Here is a 22,523-nt window from a genome sequence, read left to right as displayed (position 1 = left end):
TCGGTCGGCGACGAGCTGCCTGTTCGTCGCCGACCTTCCCGCACGCTGCCAGGTGAGAGTCCTACCGGCATGAGTCAGATATCCCGACCCTTCCCGTCTCGGATGGGAATCGTGGCCGGCCCGGAGTTCCCATGCCGTCCGGGCCAGATGACTCACGACACCGCGGCGCCCCGCCGGGTTCGATGACCGCTGTGCCTACCAAATAGGAGGTAGCGGAATGTGCCGTATCTACGGCCATTTCAACGCCGTGGTGCCGCCGGACGACCTCGCCCGGGTCAGCGAACTGCAACGTCACGGCGGCCCCGACGATCAGGGCTGCTCGGTCGGCCCCACCTGGTCGTTGGGCAGCAACCGACTCGCCGTCATGGATCCCGCCGGCGGACGCCAGCCCTACCGCTCCGGGTCCGGGGCCGTTCACGTCGTCCTCAACGGCGAGATCTACAACCACGCCGAACTGCGCGCCAGACTGGGCGCGTTCGGCCACCGGTTCACCGACCACTGCGACGGATCGGTGCTCCCCGCGCTCTACGAGCAGTACGGGGACGCGTTCGTCGACCACCTCGACGGCATGTACGCCATCGCCGTCCTGGACCTGCGCGCCGAACCGCGGCTGGTGCTGGCCACCGACCACCTGGGCATGAAGCCCCTGTACCACCACTGGGACGAGCGCCGCGGCGCACTGTACTTCTCCTCCGAGATCCCGGCGCTCCTCGCGTTCCCGGACGTGTCGACCAGCGTCTGGACGCCCGGACTGGAGTCCTACCTCGCGACCAAGACGCCGTTCGGCGAGCAGACCATGTTCCGGGACGTCGCGGTGCTGCCGCCGGCCGTCACGGCGGTCCTCGACCGCGCCGGAGGGCTGCGCGTCCGGCGCCGGCCGTCGCCCGCGCCGCAGGCCGGCGCCCGGAACGGCGATCTGCGCGCGCTCCTGCACGGAGAGGTCGAGGCGCTGCTGGACGCGGACGTGCCGCTCGCGTCGATCACCTCCGGGGGCCTGGACTCCAGCCTGGTGACCACGCTCGCCACCGGCCGGGCGCCGGGGCTGCACACCTTCAACATCGCCTACACCGGCACATGGCCCGACGACGAGCGGCACTTCGCGCGCCAGGTCTCCGACCACGCCGGGACCAGCTACCACCAGGTCGAGCTGGATCCCAAGGAGTTGCCCGACCTGCTGCCGCGGGTCGTGTGGCACCTGGGCCAACCCAACGCGGATCCGATCACCGTGAGCAGCTACGCCCTGTTCGCCGCGGTGCGGGAGGCCGGTTTCACCGTGGCCCTGACCGGCGACGGCGCGGACGAGGTGTTCGGCGGGTACGGGCGCATGCGCGCGGCGGCGGAGGCCGCCGAGGCGGGCAGGCCCTGGTACCAGCCGTACCTCGACGAGTTGGCCGTCCTGCCGGCCGCACGGCGCAAGCGGCTCTACACCGCGGACTACGCCGCGGCGGTCGGTTCCGCGCGGGCGCTGCCCGAGTCGGCGACCGACGCGCTGCGGTCCGGGCCGGGCACCGTGCTCGACCGGATCACCGCGTTCGAGATCGGCTACCGGCTCCCGGCCTACCACCTGCGGCGGGTCGACCACCTCAGCATGGCCAGCTCCGTCGAGGTCCGACTGCCGTTCTGCCAGCAGAGCGTCGTCCGGCACGCGGTGCGGCTGCCCGACCGGGACCGCATCCACGGCGGGGAGGTCAAGCGCGCCCTGTACGCCGCCGCGCGCGGCCTCCTCCCCCAGGCCGTACTGGCCCGCGAGAAGCAGCCGTTCACCCTGCCGATCGCCGCCATGCTGACGCCCGGCTGGCCGCTCTGGGACTACGCCAGGGATCTGCTGGCCACCGACCGGTTGCGGCGGGCCGGCGAACTCGACCCCGGCGCGGTGGACCGGCTCTTCGCGGACCAGGCCGCCCGGCCGGGCAACGCCACCGCCCTCGCCCTCTGGGCCCTGCTGGTCTACGAGATCTGGCGCGAGCAGTTCAGCGTCGCGCCGTCGGTCCCACCGTTCCGGGAGCCCAAGGACGTGGCGTCATGATCGGGCACGTCGTCTACGCGCACGGGAGTCCGTGCCCCACCCTCGTCCTCGACGCCCGCCGTCTGCCGCGCAGCGAGGGGTCGTTGCTCGACCGGCTCGCCGTGGCCCGCAAGTGGCTCGATGACGTCGGCGCCGGGCACATCCTGAAGATCGCGCTGGTCGAGCCCGCCGAGCACCCGCTGTTCGACCTGGACTACCGGTTCGTGCAGGCGCTTCCGTCCGGGCCGACCGCCTTCGACCTGCGCGGCTCGTGCGGGCACTCCATCCTGGGGTCCGTCGTCGCCAGTGCCGAGTCGGGGTCGCTGCCCCGGCTCTCCCCGGGGATGCGGGTGCGCGTCATGGTCCGCAACAACGGCGACCACATCGTGTGCGAGATCGCCGAGGCCCGCCGGGATTCCGCACTGTTCGACATCCATTTCGTCCAGCCGGCACCGAAACCGCTGAGCCAGCTGCTGCTGGCCGGCGCGGCCACCACGACGGTCGAGGTGGACGGCAAGCCGGTGCCGCTCTCGCTGGTGTCCATGGGCAATCCCTACGCCTTCGTGGCGGCCTCCACCCTGGGACTGTCCCGCCCGGAGGACCTGTTCGCCGACGACCAACGGCTGTTCGACCGGCTGGTACGGATCCGACGGGCGGCCGCGGCCGTGCTCGGCTGGCCCGTCGACGGGGCCTTCCCCAAGGTGGCCGCGGTGATGGCCGCGGAGAGCGGCCGGATCGCCGTCCGCGCGATCTCGGTGCCCACCTGGCACCCGACGATCGCGCTGACCGGGGCCGCCTGCGTCGCCGCGGCCGTCCGGATCAAGGGCACCACGCCCTGGATCGCGGCGCAGCAGGCGGGCGTGCCCGACGGCACGGTCGACATCGTCACCTCCGGTGGGCGGTCGAGCGTCAGCGCCACGGTGCGCAACGGCGCCTACGAGCCGGAGCTCACCTGGATCACGGTCCGCGGCAAGCGCACCACCACCCTCGGGTCGTTCCCGATCGAACCCCTCGCCCGCCTCCAGCCGAAGGAGATCACCGCATGTCTGTCGCTCTCCAGGTGATCGATCCCGGAGGCGGGCTGCCGGCCGCTCTCGTCGAGCGCCTCGACGCGGCGGCGGCGCGCAGCGCGTCCACCGGCCGGCCCGACGAGACGCTGCTGGCCGAGCTCGGGCAGGCCGGCCTGTTCGGCGTCGCCGTTCCCGCCGCGTACGGCGGGTTCGACGGGGACGCCAGGCTCGTCAACCACGTCGTCGCCCAGGTGGCCCGGGCCAATCCGTCCGCCGCGATCATGTTGTTCCAGCACTACGCGGTCAGCGCGCGCATCGCCGAATGGGGCGACCCGGCACAGCACGCCCGGTTGCTGCCCGCACTGGCCAAGGGCGATCTGCTCGCCGCGTCCGGGTGGAGCGAACCCGGCGTGGGCGCGGCAAAGAAGCGCCTGAACAGCACCGCGGAACGGCTGCCGGACGGCCGCTGGCGGATCGACGGCGCCAAGTCCTTCACCACCAGTGCGGGCGTGGCCGGGCTCTACCTCATCCTCGCGCGGACCTCCGACGGCGTGGAGGAGTCGAGCGACGGCTACGGCTCCACCGGTCAGACGTTCTTCCTCGTCCCCGCCGAGGACGAGGGCCTGCGCCCCGACCTGAGCCTCGACCTGGTCGGCATGCGCGGCTCGGCGACCGGGTTCGTGTCCCTGCACGGCTGCGTCGTCGACGACCGGGACCGGCTCGGCCCGGTCGGTGAGGCCACCCGCATCATCGCCTCGGTCCGCCGGACGGGTGCGACGCTGGGCGCGGTCTCCCTCGGCATCGCGTCGGCGCTGCTGGACCTCGCGGTCGAGCAGGTCCACCGCCGTCGGCAGCCACCCGACGCGGTCACCCGCTTCCGGCTCGTCGACCTGGCCACCCGGATCGAGGCGACGCGCGCCGTCATCGACCGGGCCGGCCGCCGGGACGCGGCCGATCCGGGCCTGGCCACCCTGCACAGCAAGCTGTTCGCCACGGAGACGGCCGAGCAGGTGGGCGTGGAGGTGGCGCGCCTGCTGGGCTCCGGGGGGTACGTGGTCGCCAACCGCATCAACGGGCTGATGGCCGACGCCCGCGCGGTCGCGCACATGGGCCCCACCAACGACCTGTGCCGAGAGCTGGTGAGCGCCACATGGCTCGGGTGAACGTGCAGCTCGCGGTGGTCAACGGGCGGCTGGTGACCCCGGCCGGTGTCCGCCCGGGCGTGGTGCTCGTCGCGGACGGACGGATCGTCGGGCTCGCCGACTCCGCGCCCGACCACGTCCCCGTCCTGGACGCGGCGGGCCGGTACGTGCTCCCCGGGCTGATCGACTCGCACGTCCACTTCCGCACCCCCGGTCTGGAGCACAAGGAGGACTGGGAGCACGGCAGTCGCGCCGCCGTCGCCGGTGGCGTGACCACCGTGATGGACATGCCGAACACGGTGCCCCCGGCCCTCCACCCGGACGCCGTGGTCGCCAAGGCCCGGCAGATCGCCGGCCGTTCGCTGGTCGACTATGCCTTCCACATCGGCGCGGACCCGCTGCACCCCGAGGTCCTGGTCGACCTCGATCCGGCGATCGCCCGCAGCGCCAAGGTGTTCATGGCCGGGCACCACACCGCGCCCACCGTCCTCAGCGATCCCGAGGTCCTCGACAAGGTGTTCGCCGCCGCGGCCGCCTCCGGGGTGCGGCTCGTCCTGCACGCCGAGAACCAGCGGCTGCACGACCTGCTGGACGCCTGGCGGGGCGGTCCCCCCGACTCCTACCGGGACTACGAGCGGTGGCGGCCGCGCAGCAGTCCCATCTCGGCGGTCGTCCAGGTGCTGGAACTGGTCCGCCGGCACGGCACCAAGGCGCACATCCTGCACCTGTCGAGTACGGAGGAGGCCGACCTGGTCGCGGCGGCCGCCGCCGACGGACTGCCGGTCACCTTCGAACTCACCGCCCACCACCTGTCGTTCACCGATGCCGACACCGTGCGCGGCGGCGCGCGGACCCGGCTGGCCCCGGCGATCCGCGGCCGCCGGGACCAGGACCGGCTGTGGGCGGCCCTGCGGGCGGGCGAGGTCGCCACGTTGGGCAGCGACCACGCGCCGCACACCAAGGACGAGAAGGAGCGTCCGGTCGCCGACGCGCCACCGGGGCTGCCCGGCGTGCAGGAGCTGGCCACCGCGGTGTGGACCGGGATGCGCCGGCGCTGGCCGGACGAGGACCAGGACACCGCGGTCCGCCGGCTGGTGCGCCACCTGGGGGAGACGCCGGCGGACCTGTTCGGGCTGACCGGCAAGGGACGGCTGGTCGCCGGGGCCGACGCCGACCTGGTGGTCTTCGACCCGGACCACCGCTGGATGCTGTCGGCGTCGGACGTCGAGGCCAAGTGCGGCTGGTCCGCCTACGAGGGCTGGACCTTCACCGGCCGGGTGCAGGTGACGGTCAAGTCCGGGCGGATCGCCTACGACCGGGAGCAGGGCACGTTCGGCGCCCCCGGGGGCCGCTGGCTGTCGCCGCTCGACCACGAGCGGGAGGGCACCGGCCATGACTGAACGGACCGTGGCCGTCGCGGGCGGCGGCATCGGCGGCCTCGCTCTCGGCATCGCCCTGCGCCGCACGGGGATTCCCGTGACGGTCATCGAGCGGACCGCGACCCTGCGGGACGCGGGGGCCGGTCTCGTGCTGTATCCGAACGCGCTGCACGCACTGGCGGAGATCGACACCTCGCTCGCCTCGGCGGTGCGAGCCGCCGGGCACGTCCCGGAGGCGGACGAGGTCCGCCCGATCGTCGGCACCGACGGCGCGGTCGTCGCCACCGACCGGGTGGGCGAGCTGAGCCGCAGGTTCGGCGCGCCGCAAGTGTCGCTCCTGCGCACGTCGTTGCAGTCCCTGCTGCTCCGGTACGCCGGCGACGCCGGAGTGCGGATGCGGCACGGCATCAGCGTGACCGGCTGCACCGACCACGGTGACGAGGTCGAGATCGCTCTGTCCGACGGGAACCCGACGACGGCGGCGGCGGCCCTGATCGGCGCCGACGGCCTGCATTCCGTGGTGCGGCGGCACCTCCTCGGCGCGGAACCTCCCCGCTACTGCGGATACACGACCCTGCGGGGCCGCTCCCCCGCACCGCCCGAGTTCCCGAACGGGTTCATCGTGACCGCGGACGGCATGGGCCTCTTCGCCGCCCCGGTCGGTCCCGGACAGCTGTACTGGGCGGCCAAGGTGGCCGCACCGGCCGGTGTCTGGACCGCCAAGGCCCCGCCGGAGGCGATGGCCGATCTCCTGGCGCTGATGGCCGGTTGGCACCCGGCGCTGGTGGACGTGGTGCGCCGCACCGATCCCGACGCGCCGGCCGTGGTCACCGACATCAACGACCGGGAACCCGTCGCCGACTGGAGCCGGGGCCGGGTCAGTCTCCTCGGCGACGCCGCGCACCCGATGTCACCGGGCGCCGGGCAGGGGGCGGGCATGGCCCTGGAGGACGCGGCCGTCCTGGGCGGACTGCTGTCCCGCACCGCCGACATCCCCGAGGCGCTGCGCCGTTACGCCGGGCAACGCGCACCGCGGACCGCCGTCGTCGTCAACCAGTCACGGCAACGCGATCACGTCGTCCGCGGCGAGCGGGGCGAGTTCAGCACGCACGACAAGGACCTGACCGATCTGTTCGGCTGGCGCGCGGAGTTCGGCCTCGCCGCCGAGTGACACAGCGACCGGACCGGATCCGTACGGATCGGAATGGATCAGTACGAAACAGCACGGATCGATACGGACAAGCACCGGACGAACGAAGGGTGGACCGTCATGGAATCGGGCACGACTCACTGGAACAACGTCAAGATCGACTATGACAAGGTACTGAACACCGACGCCTCCAACGTGGCCCTGCTGTCCGCGGCCGTGGACCGCCTGCCGGCGGACACCGCCGACATCCTCGACATCGGCTCGGGCACCGGCCGGCTCACCTCGCTGTGCCGCACGGCACTGCCCCAGGCCAGGATCCTCGGGGTCGACCCCGCCCCGACCATGGTCAAGGAGGCGACGGCCAAGTTCGCCGCCGATCCGCTGACCTCGTTCCAGGCCGGGGTGGCCGAGGACCTGTCGGACATCCCCGACGAGAGCTTCGACGTGGCCATCAGCAGCTTCGCGCTGCATCACCTCGAACTCGACACCTACCCGAAGGCCGCGGCGGAAGTGCTGCGCGTGCTGCGCCCGGGCGGGGTGTTCATCAACGCCGACCAGTTCTGCCGGGTGATGGGGCCGGCCGGCAGCAAGGCGCGGGCCACCGACGTCCTGGAGCTGCTGACCGACAAGGCCAAGTACTACCTGCGGGAGGCCGGCTTCGAACGCATGCTGCTCCAACTCGACCTGCTGCCACGGTTCCTACGGGAGGACGGGGAGATCCTCACCACGCCGGAGTTCTGGCGCGACCGCCTGCTCGACGCGGGCTTCGACCGGGCCGAGATCATCGCCACCCCGCCCGAGGAGCTCTACAACCGGGTGATCGTGGCACGGAAGGCGCCGCGCGCGAGGTCCTGACGGGCCGGGCGCGGTGGTGGGCGTGACCGGCGGGCACCCCACCACTCGCCGTCCGGGTCAGTGGCCGAGACCGGCCTGTCTGGCCCGGACCGCGGCTTCGGTGCGGTCGACCAGGTGCAACTTGGCGAATATCCGGGACAGGTAGTTGCGCACCGTCTTGACGGAGAGGCCGAGTTGATGGGCGATCACCGCCGTGCCCAGACCGTCCGCGACGAGTTCCAGCACTTCCAGCTCCCGGTCCGTCAGCTCCGGGAAGGGCTTGGCCACCCCCGCCGGCTGGGCCAGGTGGTCGGTCACCCACCCCGACGTACTGGAGTCGAAGACCAGGCCTCCGGACCGGACGATCCTGATGGCCAGCACGAGGTCCTGGGAGGGTGCGCCCCGGGAGAGGTAGCCGCGGACACCGGCACGCATGGCGGCGAGAAAGACCTCTCGGTCGTGGGCGATGCTCACGACCAGCACGGCCGTGTCGGGAAAGCGTTCCGTAATGGAGGTGATCAGGTCGACGGTGGCGGCGCTCGACGGGGCCGCGTGCAGTAACACCACGTCAGGGCATAAGCGGTGGATCGCCTTCACGGCATCGGGCCCGGTGTCGACGTCCCCGACCACTTCCAGTGCCTCGACACCGTCGAGCAGACTTCGCAGACTCGATCTGTATACCAAACGGTCGGCGGCGATCAACACGGCGACGGATTCTGCGCAGGCAGACTTCAGGGCCACTTGGTCGGACATGCCGCTCCTCCCCTGGTAGCAGCTCGCATACCAATGATCACGGTACCAAATCAGGGCGCACAGCACTGCCCATAGGTGCAAGGCAATCGAACAGGAAACAGGCGGCGCAGCCCGGGGAGCAATCAGCAGTCCGGGGAGCATTCAGGAGCGCACCAGTGCGGAACTACGAAACCACGCGCTCGAACATCACCCGAGGGGTATCATTCTCTTATTCTAAAGTCCTTTGGAACTTGGGAGTGGGTCGCCGTGGCATCCCGAACTCAACCGTCGACCATCGCCCCGCCGGCGTCGGAGGAATCCGCGTCGCGTCGGCCGACCTGGTGGTTACTGGCCGCGCTGGTCGTGGTCTCCCTCAATCTGCGGGCCCCGATCGCGGCGGTGTCGGCGCTCCTGACCCCCATCAAGTCCGGGCTGGGCCTGTCCGGACCGAGCCAGACCCTGCTGACCGTGCTGCCCACGGTCTGTCTCGCCCTGTTCGCCTTCACCGGCCCCGCGCTGGTCCGGCGGATGGGCGAGGAACGCCTGGTGGCGACCTCCGTGATCGTGCTGCTCGTCGGCGACCTCGTCCGCACGGTGCGGAGCGAGAGCGCACTCTTCCTCGGCACGCTGCTGGTCGTCGCCGCGATCGGGGCGATCAACGGCGCCATTCCCGGCATGATCAAACGGAAGTTCAGCAGCCGGATCGCACCGATGATGGCGCTCTACACGATCGCCCTCACGGTGGGCGCGGCCGGCGCCTCGGCGCTCGCCCCCCGGCTGAGCGGCAGTCAGGGCACGGACTGGCTGGCCTCTCTCGCCTGGATCACCGTCCCGGTCGCCGTGGTCGCCTGCGTGATCTGGCTGCCCGTCCTGCGGCAGCGCACCCTGGGCGTCGGGCGGGCCCGGATCCCCGCCGCGCTGTGGCGGGACGCACTGGCCTGGCAGGTCACCGCCTTCTTCGGATTCATGGGCCTGTCCTTCTACTTCGTCCTGGGCTGGCTGCCGACGATCTGCCACCAGCGGGGCATGACGCTCGACGAGGGCGGCCTCGTGCAGGCGGTCACCTCCCTGATCCAGGTGGCCGGCTCGCTCGGGGTTCCGCTGCTGATCCGGCGGCTTCCCGACCAGCGGATCGTCGCCGTCGTCGTCGGCGTGCTCAACGCGGGCGGGTTGATCGCGCTCATGCTGGCGCCGATCTCCTTCGGTGCCTGGATCGCCGCGCTGCTGCTCGGCCTGGCCCAGGGCTCCGGGTTCGCCCTGGCGCTGACCCTCATCGGGATGCGCGCCAAGGACGCCGATACGGCCGTCGGCCTCTCGGGTATGGTCCAGGGCGTCGGCTACCTCATCGCCATCCTGGGGCCGCTGGCCGGCGGGATGCTGGTCACCGCCTCCGGAGGCCTCCCGGCAGCGCTCGTCCTGATGCTGGTCGTCACGGCCGGCGAGATGATGGCGGGCCTGGGCGCCGGGCGCAACCGTCACGTCCTCGAACCGGCCGTGCCCCGGCCCGGCACCACACGATAGGTCCGTCATGTCCGAACTGAACACGCCGAAACTGAGCCTCCCGATCTACGCGGAGCTGTCCCGGGTCGGAAAGGTGCTCGCCAACCCGCTCCGGCTCCGCCTGCTCGACCTGCTCGACGGGCGTGAACTCACCGTCGAGCAGCTCTCCCAGGACTCCGGGATCCCGTTCAAGAACACCTCGGCCCAGTTGCAGCAGCTCCGTTCGGCCCACCTGGTCGACAGCCGGAAGGACGGCACCAGCGTGCGGTACCGCCTGGCCGACGACGACGTGGCCCGATTCCTCGGCGTGTTCCAGGAGTTCGCCGAGCGGCGCCTGGCCGACCTGCGCAGCGTCATCAACGACCAGCTCGGCGACCTGAGCGAGCTGGAACCGGTGACCGTCGACGAGCTGACCAGCCGGGTCGGCGGCGGGGCGCTGGTCATCGACGTCCGCCCGACCGACGACTACGCGATGGGGCACGTGCCCGGCGCCGTCTCCCTCCCCCACGACCAACTGCTGAGCAGGCTCGACGAACTCCCGGCCGACGCCGAGATCATCGCCTACTGCCACGGGCCCTTCTGCGTGACCTCGGCCGAAAGCGTCCGGCTTCTCCGGGCGCAGAACCGGCACGCACGTCACCTCGTGGGCGGCTTCACCCGCTGGCACCGCACCGGACACCCCGTGAACACCGACACCGGCCCGTGAGACCGGGCCGGCCCGGGAGACCGAGCCGGCCCGGCCCGGCCCCACTGAGGAGAGGGCAACCATGCGCATACGAGGAAGTCGGGTCGCCGTCGTGGGCGGCAGCATCGCCGGCTGCGCCACGGCCGTCGCCCTGGCGCGGGCAGGCTGCAAGGTCACCGTGTTCGAGCGCAGCCGGGGCGGTCTGCGCGACCGCGGCGCCGGGATCACCCTCCCGGCGTCGCTCTACGGCGAGTTGCTCGACGCGGGATACCTCGGTTCCGACATGCGGGTGCTGCGGCGTCCCGAGCTGATCTGGCTCACCCGCGCGGAGCGGTCGGCCGAGGGCCGCGTGGTCGGCCGTCAGCCGTACCCGGCGATCATGGCGAGCTGGGCGCTGGTCTGGCAGGGGCTGCGCGCCCGGGTGCCGGACCGCGACTACCACGAGGGCGCGACGGTCACCGACGTCCGGCAGGGGGACGACGGCGTCCGGCTCCTGGTCGACGGCCGCCCCGCCGGGACGTTCGCCGCCGTCGTCGGCGCCGACGGCCACCGTTCCACGGTGCGGCCGGCGGTCGCACCCGAGGCCGCCGTGCAGTACGGCGGGTACGGCCTCTGGCGCGGCGACCACCCCGCCGACCGGGGGGCGGCCGGCCCGCAGTCCCCGCTGCTCGACGACTTCGTCGCGGTCGGCTTCCGCGGCGGCCACGCCGTGTTCTACCGTATTCCCGACGCCGGTTCCGGCGGCTTCCGGCAGAACTGGGCGCTGTACGGCAGCGTGCCGCACGACCTCTACCCGGCCGAGGCCGCCCCGGTCCCCCGGGGGCAGGTCACCGAGACCGCCGCCGGCTACCTGGACGAGCTCATCACCCGCGAACTGCCGCCCGTGTGGGCCGACGTGGTGCGGCGCACCGAGCGGCACGAACTGTCCATCAACCCGATGTACGACACCACGGTCTCCCGCTACGCCAAGGGCGCCCTGCTGCTGGCCGGCGACGCCGGGGCGATCGCCCGCCCGCACACCGGTGCCGGCGCGGTGAAGGCGATCCAGGACGCCTGCGCCCTCGAACTCGCCTGCCGGGAACACGAGACGTGGCCGGAGGCGCTGGCCGCCTTCGACACCGCGCGGCGCGGCGCCGGCAACGCCCTCACCCGACTCGGCCGGCACCTCGGAAGGATGCGCGTCGAGGAGTCCCCGGACTGGTCCGCCCTCACTCCGGCGGACTTCGAGTCCTGGCTGCACGCGAACACGCACGGCTGGCAGAGCGCGTACGACCCGACCTGACCCGTAGGAACGACGTCCACCACCCACCCAGGAGGAAGAGATGTTCACCCTGCCGCCCATCACCCTGCCCGGCATCGACGACTACGCGGAGGCCCACTCGACCCCGGACCCGGCCCAGTTGGCCGGCGTCAACGGGAACGACCTGGGCATGGGCCACCTGATCAGCGGCCAGGTCGTCGGCGGGCTCCTGCGCATGGTCATCCACACGCTGCAGCCGAATGTGGTCCTCGACATCGGCACCTTCACCGGTTACTCGGCGCTGGCCATGGCCGTCGCCCTGCCCGAGGGCGCCCGGGTGATCAGTTGTGAGATCGACCCGGAGCGGGCCGAGGTCGCCCGCAAGCACATCGCCGAAGCCGGCTACGCCGACGTCATCAGCGTGCGGGTCGGTCCCGCGCTCGACACGATCTCCGAGATCGAGGAGCCGCTGGACCTGGTCTTCATCGACGCGGACAAGCCGAGCTACCACGCCTACTACTCCGCGACGCTGCCCAAGCTCTCCCCCCGGGGGCTGATCGCGTGCGACAACACGATGTGGCGCGGGGAGATCATCGACGCGGACACCACCGACCCGGACGTCCTGGCGCTCCGGCAGTTCAACGACGCCGTCGCCGCCGATCCGCGGAGCGAGGTCGTGATGCTCACCGTACGGGACGGGGTCACGCTCATCCGGCGCGTCTGAGGCCCGCCGAGCGGCCACCGGTGGCGGACGTCACGCCTCCCCCAGCCCGGCCACCAGATTTCTGGGCGCGATGAGCCGGTACGCGTCGACGACGAGCTCGCGCACCTCCGTCCAGTCGACCGGCACGTCGAGGTAGACCCCGACCCAGTCGCGTCCACCGTAGGGCGGCGAGAAGAACCGGTCGGGTTCGGCGGCGACCATCGCCTCCTTGCCGCCGACCGGGGCCGGTACCCAGAAGCTCCGCCGACCGCGCGGGTGGTGCTCCGAGAGCTGGGCCAGCGTCCGCCGCCGGATCCGCCACGACGGCTCACCGTGGTGGTTGGCCACCTCGACCACCTCGGGCAGGCCCAGACACAGCGCGCGCAGCCGCTCCTCCACCTCGTCCTCGGTCATGCCGTGTCCGTCCCCTCTCCGCCGCGGCCCTCGAGACGACGCCCGCTTTGTCGTGCTCAGCCCTACCGGGATTCTCGCAGGCGGCGGCACGGTCCAAACCTCCGCCCGTTGTTGACGAATAGTCAGCAAGTTCCGTCCATCGCCTTGACGGCACTCGGTCACGGTCCTAGAACGTAGTGAGCTCCCCGGTCCCCCCCGGCCCGGGAGCCGCGAAAGGTCGTCTTCTCGCCCCTCACCGAGGAAGAGGCTTTCCCATGCGCTTCAGCCGTCACCTTGCCGTCCCCGCCGCCGCCGTCGCGGCCCTCGCCGCCACCGCCGCGCTCGCCGTGGTCGCGGTGCCCGCGTCCGCGGCGCCCGAGCCCGTCGCCGCCGTCCCCGTCCTCACCGTCGGCGGCGCGGGCGGCACCGCCGTCGCACCGGGCGACACGCTCGCCGCGCCGCTCGCCGGGGGCGCCGCCACCTTCTACTCGACCGCGACCAGCACCACCGGTGTGACCTGCGCCGTCTCGCAGCTCGCCGCGAAGGTGCTGACCAACCCGGCGGCCCCGGGCTCGGCCACCGAGTCACTGACCGGGCTCACCTTCGGCTCGTGCACCAGCAACGTCACCGGCGTCACCTCGGTGCGCAGCCTGACCGTCGGCAACCTCCCGTACGGCCTGACCGTCTCCGACGGCCCGGGGCTCCCGGTCACTCTCGGTGGCGGGTCGGCCGGGGCGATCCAGGCCACCGCGGTGCTCAACAGCTGGTTCGGCACCATCACCTGCACCTACCAGCTCAGCGGCACGTTCGCCGGCAACGCCGACAACACCGCGCACAGCCTGGCCTTCCACAACGAGCACTTCGCCAAGAGCGGCGGCTCCGGGCTCTGCCCCGCCGACGGGTACTTCTCCGCGGCGTACGGCCCGGTCGCCGACACCTCCCAGCCGGGCGGGCCGGCGGTCGACGTCAACTGACCGACCACCCCGCTCGGCCGGAGCTCCGCTTGACCAGGGCCCTCCCGGCCAGGGCCCCTCTCGGCCAGGGCCGCGCTTGATCAAGCCCCCGGCAGCGCCTCCTGGTGCCGCCACCGGACCCGGTCCCCGGCGGCGGCCCACCGCTCGGCCCGCACCGGGGGCCGGTGGTCCGCGCAGGCGAGCACCAGCATCTCGTTGTCCCCCGGCTGGAACTCGTACGCCACCCGCTCGACCCGGCTCGGGACCCCGAGCCCCGCCAGCTCCCGGCGCAACGGTTCCAGCCCCGGGTAGCGAACTCCCGTGTCGTACACCATCAGTGGGAACAGCCGGACCTCCCGGCGGGCCACCCGCGCGAGTTCCAGCAGCGCCGCCCGGTGGAAGTCCTCGTCGAGCCGGTTGCCGTACGAGAAGATCAGGTGCGAGCTGAGCACCAGGTCGAAGAAGTCGTCGGCGAAGGGGAGTTCGGGCAGCGAGCCGGCCACGTAGCGATCCGGGCGGGCCGCGATGTCGGCCCGGAAGTCCCGGGCGTTCGCGGTCCACTGTCGGACCATGTCGTCCGCGTCGGCGTACCAGGTCCGGGCGTAGCCCGCCGTCTCCTTCTCCAGCAGGTCGCGCTTGAAGGCGGTCTCCCGCTCCACCAGCAGGCCCAACTCCTCGCGGTGGTGGGCGTACTGGCGGTCCACGGCGACGGCGTCGATGCCCCGCCGCCCGGCCTCGGCGACGAAGCTCGCCGCCCCGCCCGGACAGTCCAGGATCCGTTGCTCCAGGTCGCGTTCGGTGAGCGCGAACATCGCCCGGTACTCCTCGAAGGAGCGTGCGCTGACCAGCACGGTTCACCCCCTCCCGACGAACGGCATGGTGGTCGGCAGGATCACCAGGGACTGGATGACGGTGTCCGGCGGCTGCGCGGCCATCAGCACCAGCGCCTCCGTGAAGCGCTCCACCGGGATGGTCGCCTCCACCGCCATCGTCCCGTCGGCCTGCATCGCGGCCGGCTGCGGTCCGCCGTCGACGGGGGTGACGTTGCCGACGTCGATCTGCCCGCAGGAGATGCCGTACGGGCGGCCGTCCAGGGCGAGCACCTTGGTGAGGCCGAGGACGGCGTGCTTGGCGGCCGTGTACGCGATGGAGTGCGGGCGCGGCACGTACGCCGAGGGCGCGCCGTTGTTGATGATCCGCCCGCCCTGCGGGGTCTGGGCGCTCATCACCCGGAAGGCCTCGCGGGCGCAGAGGAAGCCGCCGGTGACGATGGTGTCGAGCACCCGGTTCCAGTCCTCGAACGGGGTCTCGGTGATCGGCCGGCGCGGGGCGGCGGCGCCCGCGTTGTTGAACAGCAGGTCCAGCCGGCCGTAACGGTCGTGGACGGTGTCGAAGAGCCGGGCGACCTCCTCCGGGCTGCGGATGTCGGTCGGGACGGGCAGCACCCGGGCGGCGGCCGGGCCGGCGAGCGCGGCGGTCTCCTCCAGCGCGTCCTTGCGCCGTCCGGCGACGGCGACGGTCCAGCCGGCCTCCAGCAGGGCCAGTGCCGAGGCCCGGCCGAGGCCGCTGCCCCCGCCGGTGACGATCGCCACCCGTCCGTGCGGTGCGGTCGCGGCGTCGTTCGGTGCGGCCACGGTGTCCTGCGGTGCGGCCACGGTGTCGTTCGGTGCGGTCAACGTGCCCATTCCTCCCCCTCGTTCACCCAGATCCGCAGCATCCGCCGGGCGTACCCGCCGGGTTCGTCGATGAACGGCGAACGCCCGTGCAGCACCCGGCTGTTGCGGATGATCAGCAGGTCACCGGCGGCCATCGGCAGCCCGAAGGCGATCTCCGGCCGGTACAGCACCTCGTCCAGCACGCCCAGCGCCTCCCACTGACGGTCCGTCAGTTCCGGCCCGCCGCGGTCCGGGGAGGAGCGGACGGTGCGGGTCTGGTAGTAGCAGCCGACCGTCCCCTCCTTCTGGTGGTAGAGGATCGGGGTGACCACCACCTGCGGGCCCGCCCGGCCGGTCCGGTCGAAGGTCCAGTCCTCACAGAGGGTGGCCAGGGCGTCCGGGCGCTCCCGCTCGATCAGGTCGCGGACGTGCCGCGCGCTCGCCAGCTTGGTCAAACCGCCGCCGTCGAAGGCGGGCCGAAGGCACAGCAGGACCAGCAGGTCGCAGGTGTCGCAATGGAAGCCGAGCTCGGTGTTGCCGTCGCCGTCCTGGTCGCGCAGCACCGAGGTGAGGTCGCCGCGCCCGTTCTGCGGGACGATCCGGCCGTAGTCCCGCAGCAGGAAGGAGAGCGCCTCGGTGATCTCCTTCTCCGGGTGCGCCGGGTCCACCAGGCCGCTGACGTGGGTGATGCCGACGGAGGCGACGGCGTCCCGGACGAAGTCCCGCAGCCGGGCGCGCACCGGCTCGGCCGCGCCCCACCGTTCGGCCCGCGCGTCGGCCCACAGCAGCCGCCGTTCCTCCTCCTCCAGCGGGAGCGACCAGAGCTCCCGCCGGGCCTCCAACTCCAGGCTGCTCCAGCCGATTTCCGTCATCGCGTCCATTCGCATCTCCTTCCTACCGGCTTCCGGCCGCGACGGCCTTCGTCCAGAGTTCCAGCGCCTCGTCGATCTGCCCGGCCGTGACCACCAGCGCGGGGATCATCCGGACCACGTTGAGGTGGATCCCGCAGAGCAACAGCAGCAGGCCGTGCTCACCGGCCGCCTGCTGGGCACGCCGGGCGGCCTCCGGGTCCGGGGAGCCGTCGCGGCGGCAGAACTCACTGGCGGCCATCAGCCCGAGCCCGCGGACGTCGGCGATCCCGGGCGCCTCGGCGGCGACCGCCCGCAGCCCGGCCAGCAGTCGCGCGCCCTGCTCGGCGGCGTTCTCGACCAGCCGCTCCTCGCGCAGCACGTCCAGGGTGGCCAGGGCGGCCGCGCAGGCCACCGGGTTCCCGCCGTACGTGCCGCCCTGCGAGCCGGGCCAGGCGCGGCCCATCAGCTCGGCGGGCGCGGCGATCGCGGACAGCGGGAAGCCGCTGGCCAGGCCCTTGGCGGTGATCAGGATGTCCGGGCACACCCCGCCCTCGTGCGGGTGGGCGTCCTCGTGCTGGTGGGTGTCCTCGTGCTGGTGGGCCCAGAACCGGCCGGTGCGGCCGAAGCCGGTCTGCACCTCGTCCACGACCAGCAGGATGCCGTGCCGGTCGGCACGTTCGCGCAGCCCGGCCAGGAAGCCGGGCGGGGCGGGAACGTAGCCACCCTCGCCGAGCACCGGCTCGACGAACATCGCCGCCGTCTCGGCGGGCGCGGAGACGGTGGCGAGCACCTCGTCCAGTCCGCGCAGCGCGTGTTGCACCGCCTCGGCCTCCGACATCCCGAGCCGGAACGCGGCCGGGAAGGGCGCCACCGCGACCCCGGACATCAGCGGGCCGATGCCGGCCCGGAACCGGGTGCCGGCCGTGGTGAGGGAGGCCGCGCCCATCGTGCGGCCGTGGAAGGAGCCCTCGAAGACGATCACGTTCTGCCGCCCGGTGGCGTGCCGGGCGAGCCGCAGCGCCGCCTCCACCGCCTCGGTGCCGGCCGTGGCGTAGAACAGCGAGTCCAGGCCGGGCGGCAGCACCTCGCCGAGCCGCTCGGTGAGGGTGAGCAGCTGGTCGTGCAGCACGGTGGTGTACTGGCCGTGGATCAGCCGGCCGGCCTGCTCGCGGACGGCATCGACCACCCGCGGGTGGCAGTGGCCGGTACTGGTCACCCCCACGCCGGAGGTGAAGTCGAGGTAGCGGCGGCCCTCGGCGTCGTAGAGGTGGAGCCCCTCGCCGCGCACGGCGACGACCGGGGTGGCCTGCTTGAGCGCCGGGGAGAGCCGGGACACCGAACCTGCTGTCACGCTGGATGCTGCCTTCACGGGTGAGTCCTGCCTTCGGGGGAGAGTTCGGGGGCACGATCGGTGGAGGGGCGGGGAGCGGGGCCGGCCGAAGGGTCGGGGACGGGTCGGGACGGGTCGGCGGGCGGCAGGAAGCCGGCCTCGGCGGCCCAGGCGAGCGCGGCCGACCACCACTGCGCGGTCGGGGCGGTGAAGCGGACCCCGAGCCGGTCGAGCACGGCGGTGGTGTACGCGCTGTCCACCCGGACGTTGCGTTCCTCCTGCTGTGCCCAGGCGGCGGCCAGCCGGGCGGCCGTCGGGTGCCGCCGCTCGGCCCCGGCGATCGCGGCCGCGAAGGTCTCGTCGTCGGTGAGCCGCACCCGGTGGCCGAGCCCGGCGAGCCAGCCCACCAGTTCGTCGTGCGGGACCTCGTACGGCGACTCGACGTGGTACGCGCCGGGCGCGGCGTACGGGTCGAGGGCGATCGCGGCGATCCCGGCGGCCACCGTGTCCACGTGCGAGAACGCGAACGCGGTGTCCGGCCGGCTGGGCGCGGCCCCGGCCAGCAGGTAGCCGCGGATCAGCTGGTAGATCCGGTTGTCGCCGATGTTGGCCTGGAACGCGCCGGTCCGGCTGTGCGCCGCGATGTGGCCGCTGCGGTGCAGGTAGGCGGCGTGCCCGGTGGCGGCCCAGGCCCGGACGGCCTGCTCGGCACGGTACTTGGTCCGCTCGTACGGGGTGCGGAAGTGCTGGCCGATCGCCAGGTCCGCCTCGCTGAAGCGGCGCGGCGGGCCGTCCACGCCGCCCGAGACGGCGAGCGTGGAGACGTGGTGGACGCGGGCGGCCGGGGCGTGCTCCCCGACCCAGCCGAGCAGGCGGCGCACCGCCGTGTGGTTGGTGCGCTCCAGCTCGTCGGGCGAGGCCACCAGTCGGACGTCCGCCGCCGCGTGCACGACGATCCGCGCGCCCCGGGCCTGCTCCAGCCCGGCCGGGGAAAGGCCGAGGCTGTCCCGGTCGACGTCCGCGGCGACGGCGTGGGCCGCGTGGGCCGCGTGGGCCGCGTGGGCCCCCAGCCGTTTCAGGGCCTCGGCGTCGTCGGAGGCCCGCACCAGGCAGGTGACGTCGGCGCCGCGCCGGAGGAAGGCGTCCAGCAGGTGCCGCCCGAGATAGCCGGTGGCGCCGGTGAGCAGCACCCGGGCGGGTTCGCGCACCGCCGCCCGGGCGGGTTGGCGCACCGCCGCCCCGGCGGTCGGCGGGACGCCCGGGTGCAACAGCTGGCCGGAGGTGGAGAGCGGGGCGCGGGCGGGGCGCACCGTCGTGCCAGGAACCCCCGCCTCGGCACCTCCCGCCTCGGCGGCCACGGCCCCGGCGAACGCGCCGGTGATCCGCTCGGCGGCGCGGTGCGACAGCGCGGGCCACCCGTACACCAGGTCGGCGACCAGTCGCTGCTCCACGATCCGCGCGGTGAGCCGCAGTTCGTACAGCGGATCGCCCCCGGCGCAGCGGGCCACCCCGGCCTGCTCCTCGGCGACCGTCCAGTCCAGCGCGGGCTCCTCGGGCAGCCGGAAGGTGCCGAGGAAGTTGAACCCGGCGGCGGGCCGCTCCCCGGGGGCGTCCATCGGCCGGACGGGCGTCTCGCGCAGGCTCCGCGCCACCGTCTCCGGATCGGCCCCGGCCGGCAGGTCGACGTGCCTGACGGCGGTGAACCAGCCGACGGTGTCCAGGAATTCGCCCGGATCGCCCGCGGTGTCCCGGCCGTGGGTCTCGACCTCCACCGCGAACCGGGGACTGCCGCTCCAGGCGGTGACGGCCCCGGCGAAGGCGGCGAGCAGCGCCGCCTCCAGCCCGGCCCCGCCGCCGTGCCGCGCGACCAGCCGGGTGGTGGCGTCCGCGTCGAGCGTCCAACTGAGCGCGGCCGGTTCGTCGGTCGGCTCCGCGACGGACGCCGTGGCGGACGCCGTGGCGGACGCTGTGGCGGACGCTGTGACGGACTCCGCGGCGGTGTCCGGAGCGGGCGCCGCCGGGGCGGCCGCCGCCCACGCGTAGAAGTCCGCCGTCGGCGGCAGGTCGGCCGGCTTCTGGTCGAGCACCGCCCGGTACGCGTGCGCCAGGTCGTCCAGCAGGATCCGCCAGGACAGCCCGTCGACCACCAGGTGGTGCGCGACCAGCGCGAGCCGGTCGTCCGTCCCGGGCGGGCCCGAGAACAGGTGGACGCGCAGCAGTCGGCCGGCCAACGGGTCGAGGCTGCGGTGGAGTTCGGTGCAGACCCCGGCGATCGTGTCGGCGACCGGCCCGTCCGCGCGTGGGATCCGGGAGAAGGAGACGGGATCGAGGTCGGGCACCGGCCGGGGCTCGCCGCACCCGTCCGGGGAGATCGGCCGGCGCAGCGCCGGGTGGCGTTCCAGGACGGCCGCGACCGCCCCCGAGAGCGCCGCCGGGTCCACCGCCGCACGGCAGCGCAGCAGGACGGACTGGTTCCAGTGCCGCACGTCCCGCACGGAGCGCTGGCGGTACAACCAGCGCTGTGCCGGGGCGAGTCGACCGGCGTCGTCCCCGGTGCGCGGTGCCGGAACGGAGGGTGCGGCCGGGACGGCGGCGGCCGCCAGGCCCTCCGCCGTCGGGTGCCGGTAGAAGTCCTCGTAGGCGACCCGCAGGCCCGAGCGCCGCAGGAAGGCGATGGTGCGCATGGCGAGGATGGAGTCCCCGCCGAGGCCCAGCACGTCGGCCCGCGGCCCGACGGCCGGCAGTCCGAGCGCGCCCGCCCAGAACCGGGCGATCTCCCCGGCCAGGCCGGATCCGGTGGCGCCCGACAACTCCGCTCGGGTCTCGACCAGTTCGGCGACCAGCTCGCCCAGCCTCGGCCGGTCGAGCTTGCCGTTCGGCCCGACGGGGAATTCCGGCAGTACCAGGATCGGCTGCGGCACGGAGTAGCCGGGCAGCCGGTCCCGTAGGTACGCTCCGAGGCCCTCCACGTCCTGCGAACCGCCCGACAGCCGTACCGCGCCCAGCAGTTGACTGCCGACGGCGGTCTCCCGCAGCAGCGCCGCCGAGCGGACGACGCCCGGATACCCGTCCATGGCGCGCTCGACCTCGGCGAGGTCCACCCGGTAGCCGCGCACCTTCACCTGACGGTCCACCCGGCCCAGGAAGACCAGGTTCCCGTCCGCCCGCCGGCGGCACAGGTCGCCTGTCCGGTACATCGGTCGGCCGTCCCGGTGGACGAAGCCGCGGGCCGTCTCGGCCGGCCGCCCGAAGTACCCGGCGGCGACACCGCGGCCGCCGATGAGCAGCTCCCCCACCGCGCCGTCCGGCACCGCCCGCCCGGCGCCGTCCACCACGGTGAGCAGCACCTCGCCGATCGCGGTGCCGATCGGTACGGTCGGCTCCTCGGCGGGGAGTTGGCGGGTGTCGGTGGCCAGTAGGCAGGTGGCGCCGACGGTGGTCTCGGTCGGTCCGTAGTGGTTGGCCAGCCGTGCGGTGGTGCCGCCGTCGAGCAGGGCGGCGGCAAGCGGGCGGGGCAGCGGCTCGCCGCCGAGCAGCACGGTGTGCAGCGGCGGGGAGTCGACCGGGCGGCCCTCCAGCAGGGCGGTCAGGTGCGAGGGGGTGGTCTTCAGCACGGTCACCCCCGCGCGTGCCAGCGATGCCCAGAAGGCCTCCGGGTCGCGCACCTCGCGGTCCGGGACGACGTGCACCGAGCCGCCGGTGGCGAGGGCGAGCAGCCAGGCGGTGTGGCCGAGGTCGGCGGCCAGCGTGGTGACGTGCGCGGTGCGCGGCGCGTCGGCCTCGGTGTAGGCGAGCCGCCCGGCCAGCTCCTGCGCGTAGTGCACGGCGTTGGCGTGGGTGACGGCGACGGCCTTGGGCTCGCCGCTCGACCCGGAGGTGAAGGAGAGGTACGCGAGGTCCTCGCCCAGCACCTCGTGCTGCGGCACGGGCATCTCGCCCGGCGCCTCGCTCTTCCCGCCCGGCACCTCGGGCCTCACGCCCGGCGCCTCGACGTCCACCACCTCTCCGCCGAGCCCGCCCTCCGTCCCGAGCACCCGGGCGACCCGGACGGCCGCCAGCCGCCGGGCGAGGTCGGCCGGCGACCAGTCCGGGTCGGCCAGCACCGCCGCCGCGCCCGAACGCAGCACCCCGTGCAGGAGGACCAGCATCCGGGCGTCCCGGGGTCCGACCAGGGCGACCCGGTCGCCCCGTCCGGTGCCGCCGCCGGCCAGCCTGGCGGCGACCCGGCCCGCCGCGGCGTCCAGTGTGCGGTAGTCGAAGGTGCGGACGCCGTCGCTCAGCGCGGGCCGGTCCGGGTGGGTCCGGGCGAGGTGGGCGAGCAGCGAGGGTAACGAGCGGGCGGACCGGGCGGACGGCGTGGACCGCAGGTGCTGCGTCGCGGGGGTCACGCCGACTCGTCCCCCGTCAGGCGCGCGCGGGCCGGGCCGGCCGGCACCCCGGGGTCGCCCACCAGGTACCCGTCCAGGACCGGCCGGTCGGGTAGTCTCCCGGCCAACTCCCAAGCCAGCATGCGGTGCAGGCCGTCGAGGTGGATCAGCCCGGCCCGGACCGACAGGTCCCCGTAGTCGGAGTGGTCGACCGGGGCGGTGCTGAGGAAGACCGGCGTGAACGGGGTCCGGCGCAGCAGCCGCAGCTTCGCCGCGCAGACCGGGTTGGCGGCCGCCCAGGCGGCCCCGCCGGAGCGGACGCGCTCGGCCGCCTCGCCCACCGTCAGCCCGGAGCGCGGTACCAGTTCGAGCGCCCCGCCCTCGCTGAGGTGCCAGGGCAGGACGACGCCCAGGACGTCCGTCCGCGCGAGCCGGACCCGCCACCAGCCGCCGGAAATGCGGTCGGCGCGTTCGAGGTTCTCCTCGCCGTACGTGTTGCTGTTCGCCTCGTGGGCCCGCTCCACCGGATGGTCCCGCAGGTAGGCGTCGTGGACCTCGGGGTAGGCGACGGCGGTGACGATCTCCACGGCAGTG

Annotated in this window: 19 protein-coding genes; 11 read left to right on the top strand and 8 right to left on the bottom strand. The window is 73.6% G+C overall.

Annotation, left to right across the window (positions count from 1 at the left end; translation table 11 throughout):
• Positions 1-217 precede the first annotated feature (217 nt).
• From asnB to ACZ51D_RS29470, 6 genes are all read left to right on the top strand, one after another.
• Positions 218-2,026 (top strand): asparagine synthase (glutamine-hydrolyzing), encoded by a 1,809-nt coding sequence (gene asnB / locus ACZ51D_RS29495; protein WP_465663935.1) that lies wholly within the window; start codon positions 218-220, stop codon positions 2,024-2,026.
• A complete protein-coding gene (locus ACZ51D_RS29490) occupies positions 2,023-3,069 on the top strand; it encodes a PrpF domain-containing protein (protein ID WP_360502072.1) in 1,047 nt (348 codons plus the stop codon). Before asnB ends, ACZ51D_RS29490 begins: the two co-directional genes overlap by 4 nt.
• Positions 3,048-4,178, top strand: a complete 1,131-nt coding sequence (locus tag ACZ51D_RS29485; RefSeq protein WP_465663933.1) for an acyl-CoA dehydrogenase family protein — start codon at positions 3,048-3,050, stop codon at positions 4,176-4,178. The genes ACZ51D_RS29490 and ACZ51D_RS29485 overlap by 22 nt, the downstream gene beginning before the upstream one ends.
• Complete coding sequence (locus tag ACZ51D_RS29480; RefSeq protein WP_465663932.1) at positions 4,166-5,557, top strand: dihydroorotase; 1,392 nt, start codon at positions 4,166-4,168, stop codon at positions 5,555-5,557. The genes ACZ51D_RS29485 and ACZ51D_RS29480 overlap by 13 nt, the downstream gene beginning before the upstream one ends.
• Positions 5,550-6,707, top strand: a complete 1,158-nt coding sequence (locus tag ACZ51D_RS29475) for an FAD-dependent monooxygenase (RefSeq protein WP_465663931.1) — start codon at positions 5,550-5,552, stop codon at positions 6,705-6,707. The genes ACZ51D_RS29480 and ACZ51D_RS29475 overlap by 8 nt, the downstream gene beginning before the upstream one ends.
• 99 nt (positions 6,708-6,806) lie before the next feature.
• Entirely contained in the window at positions 6,807-7,541 is a 735-nt protein-coding gene (locus ACZ51D_RS29470) for a class I SAM-dependent methyltransferase (RefSeq protein ID WP_360502081.1), read from the top strand.
• Positions 7,542-7,598: 57 nt separating this feature from the next.
• Here ACZ51D_RS29470 and ACZ51D_RS29465 read toward each other — a convergent pair whose 3' ends face one another.
• Positions 7,599-8,273: a response regulator transcription factor gene (locus ACZ51D_RS29465; protein WP_360502084.1), complete on the bottom strand. Its 675-nt coding sequence runs from the start codon at positions 8,271-8,273 to the stop codon at positions 7,599-7,601.
• 246 nt (positions 8,274-8,519) lie between these two features.
• Here ACZ51D_RS29465 and ACZ51D_RS29460 point away from each other — a divergent pair, with 246 nt between their 5' ends.
• The 4 genes from ACZ51D_RS29460 to ACZ51D_RS29445 all read left to right on the top strand — a co-directional run bounded on the left by ACZ51D_RS29460 (position 8,520) and on the right by ACZ51D_RS29445 (position 12,401).
• Positions 8,520-9,773, top strand: a complete 1,254-nt coding sequence (locus ACZ51D_RS29460; RefSeq protein ID WP_465623535.1) for an MFS transporter — start codon at positions 8,520-8,522, stop codon at positions 9,771-9,773.
• A 7-nt stretch (positions 9,774-9,780) separates the two neighbouring features.
• Positions 9,781-10,458, top strand: coding sequence for an ArsR/SmtB family transcription factor (locus ACZ51D_RS29455; RefSeq protein ID WP_465623536.1), 678 nt, complete (start codon positions 9,781-9,783; stop codon positions 10,456-10,458).
• 61 nt (positions 10,459-10,519) lie between these two features.
• Positions 10,520-11,719 (top strand): FAD-dependent monooxygenase, encoded by a 1,200-nt coding sequence (locus tag ACZ51D_RS29450; protein WP_465623538.1) that lies wholly within the window; start codon positions 10,520-10,522, stop codon positions 11,717-11,719.
• Between the two features lie 40 nt (positions 11,720-11,759).
• Positions 11,760-12,401, top strand: a complete 642-nt coding sequence (locus ACZ51D_RS29445; protein ID WP_465663930.1) for an O-methyltransferase — start codon at positions 11,760-11,762, stop codon at positions 12,399-12,401.
• A 30-nt stretch (positions 12,402-12,431) separates the two neighbouring features.
• On the opposite strand, the gene ACZ51D_RS29440 is transcribed toward ACZ51D_RS29445, so the two are convergent.
• Positions 12,432-12,794: an MmcQ/YjbR family DNA-binding protein gene (locus tag ACZ51D_RS29440; protein WP_465663929.1), complete on the bottom strand. Its 363-nt coding sequence runs from the start codon at positions 12,792-12,794 to the stop codon at positions 12,432-12,434.
• A 254-nt stretch (positions 12,795-13,048) separates the two neighbouring features.
• Here ACZ51D_RS29440 and ACZ51D_RS29435 point away from each other — a divergent pair, with 254 nt between their 5' ends.
• The gene (locus ACZ51D_RS29435) at positions 13,049-13,747 is read left to right on the top strand and encodes a Tat pathway signal sequence domain protein (protein WP_465663928.1); all 699 of its coding nucleotides are present in this window, start codon (positions 13,049-13,051) and stop codon (positions 13,745-13,747) included.
• An 80-nt stretch (positions 13,748-13,827) separates the two neighbouring features.
• On the opposite strand, the gene ACZ51D_RS29430 is transcribed toward ACZ51D_RS29435, so the two are convergent.
• From ACZ51D_RS29430 to ACZ51D_RS29405, 6 genes are read right to left on the bottom strand one after another with little or no spacing between them, the layout of a single operon-like run.
• Positions 13,828-14,577, bottom strand: a complete 750-nt coding sequence (locus ACZ51D_RS29430; protein WP_465663927.1) for a methyltransferase domain-containing protein — start codon at positions 14,575-14,577, stop codon at positions 13,828-13,830.
• Positions 14,578-14,580: 3 nt separating this feature from the next.
• The gene (locus ACZ51D_RS29425; protein ID WP_465663926.1) at positions 14,581-15,411 is read right to left on the bottom strand and encodes an SDR family oxidoreductase; all 831 of its coding nucleotides are present in this window, start codon (positions 15,409-15,411) and stop codon (positions 14,581-14,583) included.
• Positions 15,399-16,262, bottom strand: a complete 864-nt coding sequence (locus ACZ51D_RS29420; RefSeq protein ID WP_465663925.1) for a TauD/TfdA family dioxygenase — start codon at positions 16,260-16,262, stop codon at positions 15,399-15,401. Before ACZ51D_RS29420 ends, ACZ51D_RS29425 begins: the two co-directional genes overlap by 13 nt.
• 13 nt (positions 16,263-16,275) lie before the next feature.
• Positions 16,276-17,568 (bottom strand): aspartate aminotransferase family protein, encoded by a 1,293-nt coding sequence (locus ACZ51D_RS29415; RefSeq protein WP_465663998.1) that lies wholly within the window; start codon positions 17,566-17,568, stop codon positions 16,276-16,278.
• Between the two features lie 29 nt (positions 17,569-17,597).
• Positions 17,598-21,950, bottom strand: a complete 4,353-nt coding sequence (locus ACZ51D_RS29410; protein ID WP_465663923.1) for an amino acid adenylation domain-containing protein — start codon at positions 21,948-21,950, stop codon at positions 17,598-17,600.
• Positions 21,947-22,516 carry a DUF6309 family protein gene (locus ACZ51D_RS29405; RefSeq protein ID WP_465623549.1) on the bottom strand — a complete coding sequence of 190 codons (570 nt, stop codon included), beginning with the start codon at positions 22,514-22,516 and terminating at the stop codon, positions 21,947-21,949. Before ACZ51D_RS29405 ends, ACZ51D_RS29410 begins: the two co-directional genes overlap by 4 nt.
• Positions 22,517-22,523 lie beyond the last annotated feature (7 nt).

The sequence above is a fragment of the Kitasatospora sp. NPDC033851 genome (genome assembly GCF_055576085.1).
The sequence above is the reverse complement of the archived record's forward strand: the minus strand, read 5'-3'. Positions and strand labels throughout refer to the sequence as shown.